General features: G+C 34.7%; 12 protein-coding genes. 7 read left to right on the top strand and 5 right to left on the bottom strand.

Features of this window, described 5'->3' with window-relative positions:
• From Q5O73_RS08065 to Q5O73_RS08055, 3 genes are all read left to right on the top strand, one after another.
• A partial coding sequence (locus Q5O73_RS08065; RefSeq protein ID WP_302669432.1) for an electron transfer flavoprotein subunit alpha/FixB family protein occupies positions 1 to 329 on the top strand: 329 nt, incomplete at its 5' end.
• Positions 330 to 374: 45 nt separating this feature from the next.
• Positions 375 to 812 (top strand): hypothetical protein, encoded by a 438-nt coding sequence (locus tag Q5O73_RS08060; RefSeq protein ID WP_302669431.1) that lies wholly within the window; start codon positions 375 to 377, stop codon positions 810 to 812.
• A 168-nt stretch (positions 813 to 980) separates the two neighbouring features.
• Positions 981 to 2,345, top strand: coding sequence for an NCS2 family permease (locus Q5O73_RS08055; RefSeq protein WP_302669430.1), 1,365 nt, complete (start codon positions 981 to 983; stop codon positions 2,343 to 2,345).
• 76 nt (positions 2,346 to 2,421) lie between these two features.
• Here the strand turns inward: Q5O73_RS08055 and Q5O73_RS08050 are convergent, their stop codons facing one another.
• The 3 genes from Q5O73_RS08050 to ptb are packed head-to-tail and all read right to left on the bottom strand — an operon-like array spanning position 2,422 to position 4,625.
• On the bottom strand, positions 2,422 to 2,619 hold the full coding sequence (locus Q5O73_RS08050; protein WP_021953891.1) for a PspC domain-containing protein: 198 nt from the start codon (positions 2,617 to 2,619) through the stop codon (positions 2,422 to 2,424).
• 18 nt (positions 2,620 to 2,637) lie between these two features.
• Positions 2,638 to 3,702: a butyrate kinase gene (gene buk / locus Q5O73_RS08045; protein ID WP_302624711.1), complete on the bottom strand. Its 1,065-nt coding sequence runs from the start codon at positions 3,700 to 3,702 to the stop codon at positions 2,638 to 2,640.
• 11 nt (positions 3,703 to 3,713) lie between these two features.
• Complete coding sequence (gene ptb, locus Q5O73_RS08040) at positions 3,714 to 4,625, bottom strand: phosphate butyryltransferase (protein WP_021953893.1); 912 nt, start codon at positions 4,623 to 4,625, stop codon at positions 3,714 to 3,716.
• Between the two features lie 217 nt (positions 4,626 to 4,842).
• On the opposite strand from ptb, the gene Q5O73_RS08035 reads away from it, so the two are divergent.
• Positions 4,843 to 6,570 carry an ABC transporter ATP-binding protein gene (locus Q5O73_RS08035; RefSeq protein ID WP_118590062.1) on the top strand — a complete coding sequence of 576 codons (1,728 nt, stop codon included), beginning with the start codon at positions 4,843 to 4,845 and terminating at the stop codon, positions 6,568 to 6,570.
• Entirely contained in the window at positions 6,571 to 8,316 is a 1,746-nt protein-coding gene (locus Q5O73_RS08030; protein WP_302669429.1) for an ABC transporter ATP-binding protein, read from the top strand.
• Here Q5O73_RS08030 and Q5O73_RS08025 read toward each other — a convergent pair.
• The gene (locus Q5O73_RS08025) at positions 8,313 to 9,833 is read right to left on the bottom strand and encodes a polysaccharide biosynthesis protein (protein ID WP_021953896.1); all 1,521 of its coding nucleotides are present in this window, start codon (positions 9,831 to 9,833) and stop codon (positions 8,313 to 8,315) included. The two genes, Q5O73_RS08030 and Q5O73_RS08025, sit on opposite strands and share 4 nt — an antisense overlap.
• Before the next feature lie 87 nt (positions 9,834 to 9,920).
• Between Q5O73_RS08025 and Q5O73_RS08020 the strand changes: the two genes are divergently transcribed.
• Positions 9,921 to 11,045: a cysteine desulfurase family protein gene (locus tag Q5O73_RS08020; RefSeq protein ID WP_302669428.1), complete on the top strand. Its 1,125-nt coding sequence runs from the start codon at positions 9,921 to 9,923 to the stop codon at positions 11,043 to 11,045.
• 61 nt (positions 11,046 to 11,106) lie between these two features.
• Here the strand turns inward: Q5O73_RS08020 and Q5O73_RS08015 are convergent, their stop codons facing one another.
• Positions 11,107 to 11,874: a histidinol-phosphatase HisJ family protein gene (locus Q5O73_RS08015; protein ID WP_302669427.1), complete on the bottom strand. Its 768-nt coding sequence runs from the start codon at positions 11,872 to 11,874 to the stop codon at positions 11,107 to 11,109.
• Between the two features lie 322 nt (positions 11,875 to 12,196).
• Here Q5O73_RS08015 and Q5O73_RS08010 point away from each other — a divergent pair.
• Positions 12,197 to 12,347 (top strand): glyceraldehyde 3-phosphate dehydrogenase NAD-binding domain-containing protein (locus Q5O73_RS08010; RefSeq protein ID WP_302669433.1); only part of this gene is annotated, 151 nt, incomplete at its 3' end.

The raw sequence follows: 12,347 nt of genomic DNA, 5'->3' as shown, positions 1-12,347 counted from the left end.
AAAACTTCAAAATTCTTGAAGATTTAGCAGAAGCTCTTGGTGGTGAAGTAGCATGCTCAAGAGCAGTAACAGATAACGGTTGGTTACCAGTTGACAGACAGGTAGGACAGACAGGTAAGACAGTTCGTCCACAGGTTTACTTTGCAATTGGTATTTCAGGTGCTATTCAGCACGTTGCCGGAATGGAAGAATCAGACTTAATCATCGCAATCAACAAAGACGAAGATGCTCCAATCTTTGACGTAGCTGATTATGGTATTGTAGGTGATTTAAACAAGGTAGTTCCACAGCTTACAGAAGCTATTAAGGCAGAACTTGCAAATAAATAATCGTGAAGCATTAAGCATAGCGAATAAATAAGAGATATAAAGAGAATGTCCCTTGCAACTATGGTTGCAGGAGGCATTCTTTTTATAATTGCATTGGACGAAGGAAATATATCTGCTGGAGATATGGTACTAGGCAGTGATAATAAATATGTGGTAAGTGTCCCATCAACCGAAGAAGGAAAATCCAATATAAAGTTGGAAAATTCAGATACAGCAGATTACTATGTTATGACTATGAATGTAGATAAAGGATATGGTAAAAACTATAAAATCAGACCTTATGTTGTATTGAGGGATGGAAGTGTGGTTTATGGTGCCATTCAGGGATATAATGTGTTCGATGTGGCAAAAAAAATATATGATAATAATTTAATGAACAATGAAAAATCCCATAATCTTCTTTATGACAATCTGATTAAATTAGTTGACCCTAATTATATGAGGTTGGATTTTGACTGTCCTAAAATAAATGCTGACACATAGAAGAATATATTAATTTGTAAAAATGTCAAAAATTACTTTTTGCACTAATTTGTTGAAAAATTAGGTAGATATAAACTGAATTTGTGGTATAATTAAATGGTGTTTTGCACGAATAAATATATTCTAAAGAAAGGAAATGTATGGTCAGAGGACTGTACGGAGAGGAAAATGTTAGAAAAAATTTTCAAACTCAAACAGAACAACACTTCTGTAAAAACAGAAGTAATTGCGGGTCTTACAACATTTATGACTATGGCATATATTTTGGCTGTAAACCCGAACATCTTAGGTGATGGCACAGGCATGGATAAGGAAGCTATTCTTATTGCAACATGTTTAGCATCATTTATCGGTACTATGTGTATGGCTTTTATGGCAAATCTTCCATTTGCTTTATCAGCAGGTCTTGGACTTAATGCATATTTTGCATACACAGTTTGTGGCGAAATGGGATATTCATGGAAGGTAGCATTATTTGCAGTATTTATTGAAGGTATTATCTTTATTGTACTTTCATTAACAAATGTACGTGAAGCTATCTTTGATGCAATTCCACTTAATCTTAAGAAAGCAGTATCAGTTGGTATCGGTTTATTTATTGCATTTATCGGATTACAGAATGCAGGTCTTGTTGTAGATTCATCAACACTTGTTACTATTACTGATTTCACAAAGAATTTCCACACAGCCGGAATCACAGCATTATTAGCTGTTATTGGTGTATTTATTACAGCTATACTTTATATTAAGAGAGTTAAAGGATCAATTCTTATTGGTATCGTATCAACATGGGTTCTTGGAATTATATGTGAACTTACAAAAATCTATGTTCCTGATAACGAGAGCTTTTTCTCAGTTATTCCTACAAGATTTGTAAGCTTTGATTTTTCAGCATTAGGAAAAACATTTGGACAGTGCTTTAATCTTGATTTCAAGGCTGTAGGTATTGTAAACTTTATTATTGTTGTATTTGCATTCCTTTTTGTTGACTTATTTGATACATTGGGAACAATTATCGGTGTAAGTACAAAGGCAGGTATGCTTGATGAAAACGGAAAGTTACCAAATATCAAACATGCACTTTTATCAGATGCTATTGCAACATCAGCAGGTGCTGTACTTGGTACATCAACAACAACAACATTCGTTGAGTCATCAGCAGGTGTAGCAGAAGGTGGACGTACAGGTCTTACAGCAGTTGTTACAGGTGTGTTATTCTTAGTAGCTGTAATCTTCTCACCTTTATTTATAACAATTCCATCATTCGCTACAGCTCCGGCACTTATTATGGTTGGATTCCTTATGTTTGGTGCAATTACAGACATTAAGTTTACAGATGAGAATTTAACAGAAGCAATTCCTGCTTACCTTTGTATTATTGCAATGCCATTATTCTATAGCATTTCAGAAGGTATTTCAGTAGGTATTATTTCATATGTATTACTTAACCTTGTTTGTGGAAAGGGTAAGAAGGTTAAACCATTATTATATGTTTTAGCTGTATTATTCGTTTTGAAATATATATTCTTATAAAAAGTTTAAAACCAATAAACAAAACAAAACCGGGCTTCAAAGCCCGGTTTTGTTTTGTTTGTCTATCATTATTTTATTATTGTATTATTTCATCATCAGGCATAACCAATGCTGCTATGATGTAAGCAACAATACCCGTACCACATGAACACAATGTAACAAGACACCAAATAAGTCTTACAACAGTAGAATCAATGTTTAAATAAACACCTAAACCGCCACATACACCGCATAACTTTCTGTCAGTACCGGATTTACATAGTCTTTTCTTCATAAAAAACTCCTTATCTTATTAATAAGTCATAGCCTTTTCTTCGCCACTCATAACCCTTAATGCACCCTGTGCTAAAGCTAATAATTCATCTTCACCAGGATAAATTGTTATAGGAGCAAGGAAACTTACAGCGTTCTTGAAGTATTCCTGAGTGATAGCATTGTAAGCAATACCACCTGTTAAGATAATCTGGTCAACCTTACCACCAAGAACAACAGCCATAGCACCGATTTCTTTTGCTAACTGATAATGGAAAGCATCCATTACTAACTGGGCTTTTTCATCATCCTTAGCCATTTTTACAAGGTCTCTCATATCGTTAGTTCCAACATAAGCATTGAAACCACCGTTACCGTTAATCATCTTTGAAACTTCAGCCTGAGTATATTTTCCGCTAAAGCAAAGCTTCATTAAAGCACCTGATGGAAGTCCACCTGATCTTTCAGGAGAGAAAGGACCGTCACCATCTAAAGCATTGGCAACATCAATAACCTTGCCGTTCTTATGAGCTCCAACTGAAACACCGCCACCCATATGAACAACGATTAAGTTAAGGTCTTCATATGCTTTTCCAACTTCTTTCGCATATCTCTTAGCAACAGCCTTCTGGTTTAATGCATGGAAAATTGAAATTCTTGGCATTTCAGGGTGACCTGAAAGTCTTGCAACGTCCTGTAATTCATCAACAACTACAGGGTCAACAATATATGATGGAACATTGATTTCAGATGCAATCTCTTTAGCAAGAATACCGCCTAAGTTAGAAGCATGCTGTCCCTGTTTTCCAATCTTTAAATCCTCTAATAATTCAGGTGTTGTTTCATATGTACCACCTGGTATTGGTTTAAGAAGACCACCACGACCTACAACAACATCAATATCATTAAGGTCTACACCTTTTTCCTTTAAAACATCAAGAATAACTTCTTTTCTGAAATCCTTCTGATCATAAATAGTAGCATACTGTGCAATCTCTTCTGTAGAATGTCTGAGAGTTTCTTCCATTAACTGGGTTTCATCTTCATAAACACCAATTTTAGTAGAAGTAGAACCCGGATTAATAATTAAAATTTTATATGACATAACTGCCTCCTTTATTTTAATTTCTCTGCAACGATTGCTGCAAGAGCAATAGAGTTAACTTTAACTTCAAATTCATCTGAACGGGATGTAAGAATAACAGGAGCTTTTGTACCTGTTAAAATATTACCGTTTTTACATTCAGCAGTGTGAACTAATGCCTTATATGTAATGTTACCTGCGTGAATATCAGGGAATAATAATACATCAGCATCACCAACAATTTTTCTGTTAGTTGTTCCTTTGTGGAATGCAGCCTGAGGCTCAATAGCAAGGTCAAGAGAAAGAGGTCCGTCAACGATACATCCTTCAATTTCACCATTTTCATTCATTTTTGTAAGTTCGTCAGCATCAACTGTGCAAGGCATCTTAGGGTTTACAACTTCAACTGCTGCAAGCGGTGCAACCTTAGGACACTCAATGCCACAGGCATGAGCAATTTCAACTGTGTTTCTAATAATGTTTGCCTTTGTTTCGAGATTAGGATAAGGAACAAAAGCAACGTCTGATAAGAATAAAAGATGATCAATACCCTTTATTTCAAATACGCAAACGTGTGATAATGTTTTGTCTGTTCTTAAACCAACTTCCTTATCTAATACACTCTTAAGGAATGATTTTGTATCAATAAGTCCCTTCATGTACATATCAGCTTCGCCGTCATGAACTAATTTAACAGCAGTTCTTGCTGCTTCAATAGGATCGGCAACATCGATTATTTTATAATCATTTAAATGCATTTTAAGAACCTGTGCAATTGTTCTTATTTTAGATTCATCACCAACTAAAATAGCATCGGCAATGCCTCTTTCTTTTGCAGCCTTTACAGCCTCCAAAACAGCATCATCGTGTGCGCATGCTACAGCAACAGTCTTTTTAGGACAATCTGCAACCTGTTTTAGTAAATCATCAAAACTTTTACTCATATTCATGTACCTCTTAAATTTTATTTTCTTCAAATATTGCCCTGCAATATTTGGGATAAACCACCTTAAATAATAGCACCAGCACCACATTCGGTCAAGGAAAAACGCTATTTATAGGGAAAAGATGTTCCATAAAAAGTATAAATATTTTCTAATTGCTAACTTTAGACATAAAGGGTATACTTGTTTAGTAAAAAATTAATTTGAGGACATATTCATGAAGAGTTTACTAAAGTATTTAAAAAATTATAAGAAGGAATCATTTTGCGCACCATTGTTTAAAATGCTTGAAGCATGTTTTGATTTAATTGTACCGTTAGTAGTATCAGCAATTATTGACAATGGTATAAAGACAAATGACACATCATATGTGTTAAAAATGGGAGGAGTTCTTGTATTATTAGCTTTTGTGGGACTGGCATTTTCCATTACAGCCCAGTATTTTGCTGCAAAAGCATCAGCCGGTTTCGGACAGGAATTAAGACATGAGTTATTTAGTCATATTCAAAAGCTTTCCTATACCAATGTAGATAAATACGGCGCATCTACATTTATTACAAGAATGACAGCAGACGCGAACCTTGTTCAGTCTCAGGTAAACATGGCTCTCAGACTGTTACTTCGTTCACCTTTTATTGTTTTCGGTGCCATGATTATGGCATTTTTTGTTGATTTTAAAACCGCATTGGTATTTGCTGTTTCCATACCGGTTTTGTCAGTTATAGTATATGGAATAATGCTTATAACAATTCCTCTTTACAAAAAGGTTCAGGGAGCTCTTGACAAGGTAATGGGAAGTACCAGAGAAAATTTAAGCGGTACAAGAGTTATCAGGGCTTTTAATAAGGAAGATGAAGAAATTGACAGATATAATAGTGAAAATGAACTATTAAATAAATTTCAGATTTTTGCCGGAAAAATTTCCACAATAATGAATCCTATGACCTATATAGTTATAAACGTTGCTATTATTGCAATTTTGTGGATAGGTGGGGAAAGGGTTGATACAGGCATACTGACTCAGGGAAAGGTTGTTGCCTTAGTTAACTATATGTCTCAGGTTTTAGTTGAATTAGTTAAATTGGCAAGTCTTATTATTAATCTTACAAAGGCATTTGCTTCCGCGAAAAGAATACAGGACATATTTGATATACCATGCAATATAGAGCAGGGAACTTTAAAGCAGGGTAGTGATAAGGAAAATATTGTGGAATTTGACAATGTATCCTTAACCTATGAATTATCAAAGGAGCCATCCATAGAAGGAGTAAATCTTAAAGTTAAAAAAGGTCAGACTATTGGAATCATAGGTGGAACAGGTTCTGGAAAAACCACCCTTGTAAATCTTATACCAAGATTTTATGATGCCACGGAAGGCACCGTTAAAATAGAAGGTGTAGATGTAAAGGAGTTTAATAAGGAAGAACTGGGAATGAAGGTTGGTATAGTACCTCAAAAGGCATTGTTGTTTAAGGGAACTATTAGAAGCAATCTTTTGTGGGGGAATGAAAATGCCACGGAAGAAGATATGATAATGGCGTTAAAACGTTCCCAAAGCTATGATTTTGTTATGGAAAAGGATAACGGCTTAGATGCTGATGTGGCACAAAACGGAAAGAACTTTTCCGGAGGACAAAAACAGCGTCTTAGTATTGCAAGAGCTCTTGTAAGAAATCCGGAAATCCTTATATTAGATGACAGTTCTTCAGCACTGGATTTTGTTACAGATGCAAAGCTTAGGGCAGCCATAAAGGAATTAAAGGATACCACGGTTTTTGTGGTTTCCCAAAGAACTGCTGCCATAATGGATGCAGATAACATTTTAGTGTTAGATGACGGAAAAGTAGCAGGAGTGGGAAAACATGAGGAATTGCTGGAAAATTGTCATGTATATAAAGAAATATATGATTCACAGTTTAAAAAATCACAAGAGGAGGGCAAATAAATGAAAGATAATATGATTTCACAAAAAGAGGCTCTCATAGAACTGGGAAAAAGAATAAAAAAATATTGGTACATGTTGGCAGGCTCCATGGTCTTTGCTGTGGTGTATGTTGTACTATCCTTGTATATTCCAAAGCTTATAGGTTATGGAACAGATAAAATTATTGATGCTAAAAAGGTAGATTTCCCGGGACTTAAGAATGTGATTTTTACCATAGTGATTTGTGCCATAGTGGCAGGAATTGCCCAGTGGATTATGGGACTATGTAACAACAGAATTACATTTAATGTAATAAGAGATATAAGAGAGGAAGCATTTGCAAAGACGCAGCGACTTCCTGTAAGCTACATTGATTCAAGGTCAAGTGGCGACATAGTAAATAATGTAATTACAGATGTTGACCAGTTAGCAGACGGTTTACTTATGGGATTTTCAAATCTCTTTACGGGAGTTGTAACCATTGTTTTAACCCTTATATTTATGTTGCAGACTAACTGGAAAATAGCCTTAGTTGTAATTTTAATTACACCGGTTTCTTTCTTTGTGGCAGGCTTTATTGCAAAGCGCACCTATTCTATGTTTAGAAAGCAGTCAGAAATAAGAGGTGAGCAGACGGCATTAATAGATGAAACAATTAGTGGTATTAAAGTTGTAAAAGCCTTTGGACAGGAAGAAAACACTGTTAAAAGGTTTGATGAAGTAAATGACAGATTATGTGATGTTAATATGAAGGCAACTTTCTATTCCTCTATAACTAACCCATCTACCAGATTTGTAAACAATTTAGTTTATGCAGGGGTTACCATAAGTGGTGGTTTAGAAGCGGTTTTAACCGGAGGAATTACAGTAGGTGGTCTGACATGTATATTAAGCTATGCAAATCAGTACACAAAGCCTTTTAATGAAATATCAGGTGTTGTTACGGAACTTCAAAATGCAATTGCATGTAGTGCAAGAGTATTTACACTGATAAATGAAGAACCGGTAAAAGATGTTGAAGAAAATGAAGATACGGTACTTGATAACATATCAGGAAAGGTCGATATTGAAAATGTTGATTTTTCCTATGTACCTGACAAAAAGCTTATAGAAAACCTGAATCTTCATGTGGCACCGGGAGAACGTGTTGCCATAGTAGGGCCTACAGGTTGCGGTAAGACTACAATAATAAATCTTCTTATGAGATTTTACGATGTTAATTCGGGAAAAATATCAATAGAAGAAAAAGATATAAGAGATGTAACAAGAAAAAGCCTTAGAAATTCTTACGGAATGGTGTTGCAGGAAACATGGCTTAGAAATGCAACTGTAGCTGAAAATATTGCCATGGCAAAGCCTGACGCCTCAAGAGAAGAAATAATAAGTGCTGCAAAGTCAAGTCATGCTCATAGTTTTATAAAGCGTCTTTCGGAGGGATACGATACTGTTATAGGAGAAGATGGAGGAAATCTTTCCCAGGGGCAAAAACAGCTTCTTTGTATAACAAGGGTAATGCTGGCATTGCCACCAATGCTTATTTTAGATGAAGCTACTTCATCCATTGATACAAGAACGGAAATCAGGATACAAAGGGCATTTAACAAAATGATGAAAGGAAGAACGACCTTTATTGTTGCCCACAGACTTTCAACCATAAAAGAAGCAGACTGTATTTTGGTTATGAATGCAGGAAAGATTATTGAGCAGGGAAATCATGAGGAGCTTCTTGCCAAAAAAGGATTTTATTATAAACTGTGGAACAGCTAAAAGGCTGTGCCACAGTTTGACTTCTTAAAATCAATTTCGTTTTTTATAAAGTATAGAAATACAAGCATAATAGCAAGGGCACTTATTCCGGCAGAAACAATGTCAAACATTTTGCCGGAGAAAGAAGAAAAACTAAATATAAATTTTATCAGTTTACCCGCTACCAGACTGCAAAATAGCCAGGCAGTGGGTTTTATAATGTTATCTGTAGCGGAGAAGGAGAAATGTATTTTTTTATAAATATATAATCCGTGGAGAAGGGTTGTTAACAGATTACTTATTAAAAGTCCCCATAAATAGCCTGTTATACCAATAAGGGGAACTATAAACCAAAGACAGACAAGCCTTATAATGGTACCTATTACATTATGGACAAAGGCAGTGTTGGTTTTTCCAAGACCATGAAGTACGGAGCCTAAAGTAATGGATAAATACATAAAAGGGCAAAGCCATGCCAATATTTTGATATATTCACCTGCTTCACTATGACCGAAAATTGTAGTTCCTATAAAATCACCATAACATAGGAAAATACCTATGCAAAATATTCCCGTGACAAAGGAGAACCATACAGATACCTCTGTGGTTTTTATTACGTTTTGAGACTTGCCACCGGCATTTTCTCCTGCAATGGCAGGTAAAATCATGGTAGAAACAGATGTATTAATGGCTGATGGAAAAGTGACCACCGGAAGTGCCATTCCGGTAAGTATTCCATAAACACTTAAGGCATCATTAGAAGTCATTCCGCTTTTTACCAGAACAATAGGTACTAATATGGCTTCTATACATTGAAGAAATGTAATCATTATCTTGTTAATTGTAAGTATGTATGAAACTGAAAAAAGATTTTTAATCTGAAAGAAAAGCTGGTTAATTTTAAATTTGTAGATTTTTTCAGTGCTTATTGCAATTACACAGAAAATAACCCCTCCTAATTCTGATATTACCATTGAATATACTGCAATAAGAGGAGTGATTTCTATGGCTTTTTCCACCCAGACCAGTCCTAATATGTATAGGGAAATAACCTTAACAATCTGCTCAAAAATAGAGGAAACAGCCGGAACAAAGGTTTTCTTCAGACCTAAATAATATCCCGATACACAGGCATGAAAGGTGGTAAGGGGAATGGTTATGGCTGCATATTTTAAAAGTTTTTCACATTCATTGTTTTTTATTATGTGTAAAGAAATACTGTCTGCAAAATAAAAAAGCAGAAGTGCTGTTGTAACAGACAGAAATAATGACATTATAATGCTACTTACAAATACAAGAAATTTATCTTTGTTATTACGGCTTTCTGCAACAAATCTGGATACGGCAATTTGTATTCCACCACAGCTTAAGGCAACACAAAAGCCTAAAACCGGAAAGATTAATTGAAAAATTCCCATACCTCTTGCACCTATTAAGTTTGACAGGAATATTCTATATAAGAAACCTATTACCCTGCTTAAAACACTGGCAAGGGTAAGAATAATTGTACCTTTGATAATTTGATTTTTTACTGACATAGCAACACATAGCAATAATTATTTATACAATTTATTCAAAAAATGGGAAAAAATGCTATTAACATAAAATAAATAAAGGAGTAGGCCATGATATATCTGGATAATGCAGCAACTACAAAAATAAGCGATGGGGCAATAAAGGCAATGGAGCCTTATATAAATGAAGTTTATTCTAATCCGTCAGGAGTGTATGCTTTTTCAAAAATGTCCAAGGAACTTATTGAGGAAACCAGAAAAAACATAGCAGATTTTATAAATGCCAAACCGGAAAATATTTTCTTTACCTCCGGAGGAACTGAATCCGATAACTGGGCATTAGAAAACTCAAAAAATAACGGAAAACACATAATAACATCAAAAATCGAACATCACGCAATTTTAAATAAGTGTCAGCAGTTAGAAAAGGATAAAATGAAAGCAACTTACCTAAACGTAGACAGTCAGGGAGTGGTAAATGCTGATGATGTGGAACGAAATATAAGGGATGACACGGCAATTATTTCAATTATGTTTGCCAACAATGAAATTGGAACAATAGAGCCTGTAAAAGAAATAGGTAAGATTGCTAAGGAGCATAATATAATTTTTCATACAGATGCAGTTCAGGCTTTTGGGCATGTATCCATAGACGTGGAGAAAATGAATCTTGACATGATGAGTGCCAGCAGCCATAAGTTTCATGGACCAAAGGGAGTGGGATTTTTATATGTGAGAAATCCTGAAAAAATGATCCCCCTTATTTATGGAGGGGGACAGGAAAGAGGAAAACGTTCAGGAACGGAAAATGTAATTGGCATTGCTGGAATGAACGGGGCGTTACAGGAAGTGATGTCTAACTTTAATGATAGAGTGCAAAAGGAAACTAATTTAAGAAATTATCTTATAAACAGGGTTTTAAGTGAAATACCGTATATAAAATTAAACGGCAGTATGGCAAGAAGGCTTCCGGGAAATGCCAATTTTACCATTGCAGGAGTGGATGGTACCTCGTTAGTAGTATTAATGGATAATGACGGCATATGTATTTCATCAGGCTCGGCCTGTTCCTCAGGTTCAGATGCACCATCCCATGTAATATCTGCAATAGGTGTACCGGAGAAATTTGCTTATGGAACTGTAAGAATAACATTGTGCAGTGATAACACAAAGGAAGAAATTGATTATACCATTCACAGATTAAAGGAAAACATAAAAATGTTAAGAAGCAGGTAAAAAAAGAAAAACTACGTGTGCCATAGGAACAAATCCATACAGCCACGTAGCCTTACATAAATTATTTCTCATAAATCTTTAAATTATATCTGTTAACTATATCCTCTATTTTGTTGAAACCAAAACCTATATCACAAGCCTTATGGGCATCAGAACCTATCGTCACATATTTTCCACCAAGTTCAGTGTAACGTTTTATAATGTCTGTGTGAGGATTTGGAAAATCAAGACCCTTAGCAAGTCCTGCTGTGTTAATTTCCAACTTTATATAGTGAGTAATAATAAACTTTAAAATTTCATCAATTACATCCATGTAATCAAAAACACAGTAATTAGCATCTTTATTTGGGCTGTATCGCACTATGTAATCCAAATGACCTAAGGTATCAACGGAATTAAAACTATGCAAAGCATCAAGGAGGGTGGAAAAGTACAATTCAAAAGCCTCCCTGTCGGTGTGGGATTCCCAAAAACTGTAATAATAAGGGTCCATATTGTCAACCACATGGCAGGAGCCTATAACAAAATCAAAGTTTACATTATGTAAAAGCTTCCTGCATAATTGGACATTATCCATTGTAATGCCAAGTTCCACACCTTTTAGAATCTGAATTTTGTTTTTATACTTGTCTGCATAATGGTTTAATGTGTCAAAATACCTGTTAAAATCAATATAAGGTGACTCTCCTTTAACAGGCCAGTTAAAATCCTGATGGTCTGTTATGGCAATTTGTTTCATATTTAAAGAAACTGCTTTTTTTATAATATTATCTAAAGTTTCCTCGCTGTCAAAAGAAAAACTGCTGTGAATATGATAATCTGAATACATAAAAACTCCTTTATTAGTGTGCATGAATAAAAAATGAAAAAATAAGCAAAATATCAGTTGTTAAAACAATCAGGCTTTTGCATTAATAACAAAAACAGCCGGTGAAAATATTTTGTTTACACCTAGAAAAATATAACAAAAATACCAATAAAAATCTACTTTTAAGTGCAATTATGGATTTCTTGACAAAATTTTAACAAAAAACCAATAAAAACCACAAAAACACCTTGATATTTGTAAATGAATTATGTAAAATAAGTTTTAGGTTAATGAAGATTAACAAAAAAATTTTTAAATTCTTATTTTTAGGAGGAAAAATCAAATGGCAGTTAAAGTTGCAATTAACGGATTTGGACGTATCGGACGTCTTGCATTCAGACAGATGTTTGGAGCAGAAGGTTATGAAGTAGTAGCTATCAACGACTTAACAAGTCCTAAGATGTTAGCTCACTTATTAAAGTATGATTCATCAC

Source organism: Eubacterium sp. AF15-50 (assembly GCF_934835595.1).
GTDB lineage: Bacteria > Bacillota > Clostridia > Lachnospirales > Lachnospiraceae > Eubacterium_G > Eubacterium_G segne.
The sequence above is the reverse complement of the archived record's forward strand: the minus strand, read 5'-3'. Positions and strand labels throughout refer to the sequence as shown.

Bases quoted from the DNA above. Each gene is read 5' to 3' on its own strand.
- Q5O73_RS08060 (WP_302669431.1), top strand. From the start codon at position 375: ATGTCCCTTGCAACTATGGTTGCAGGAGGCATTCTTTTTATAATTGCA.
- Q5O73_RS08055 (WP_302669430.1), top strand. From the start codon at position 981: ATGTTAGAAAAAATTTTCAAACTCAAACAGAACAACACTTCTGTAAAA.
- Q5O73_RS08050 (WP_021953891.1), bottom strand. From the start codon at position 2,619: ATGAAGAAAAGACTATGTAAATCCGGTACTGACAGAAAGTTATGCGGT.
- buk (WP_302624711.1), bottom strand. From the start codon at position 3,702: ATGTCATATAAAATTTTAATTATTAATCCGGGTTCTACTTCTACTAAA.
- ptb (WP_021953893.1), bottom strand. From the start codon at position 4,625: ATGAGTAAAAGTTTTGATGATTTACTAAAACAGGTTGCAGATTGTCCT.
- Q5O73_RS08035 (WP_118590062.1), top strand. From the start codon at position 4,843: ATGAAGAGTTTACTAAAGTATTTAAAAAATTATAAGAAGGAATCATTT.
- Q5O73_RS08030 (WP_302669429.1), top strand. From the start codon at position 6,571: ATGAAAGATAATATGATTTCACAAAAAGAGGCTCTCATAGAACTGGGA.
- Q5O73_RS08025 (WP_021953896.1), bottom strand. From the start codon at position 9,833: ATGTCAGTAAAAAATCAAATTATCAAAGGTACAATTATTCTTACCCTT.
- Q5O73_RS08020 (WP_302669428.1), top strand. From the start codon at position 9,921: ATGATATATCTGGATAATGCAGCAACTACAAAAATAAGCGATGGGGCA.
- Q5O73_RS08015 (WP_302669427.1), bottom strand. From the start codon at position 11,874: ATGTATTCAGATTATCATATTCACAGCAGTTTTTCTTTTGACAGCGAG.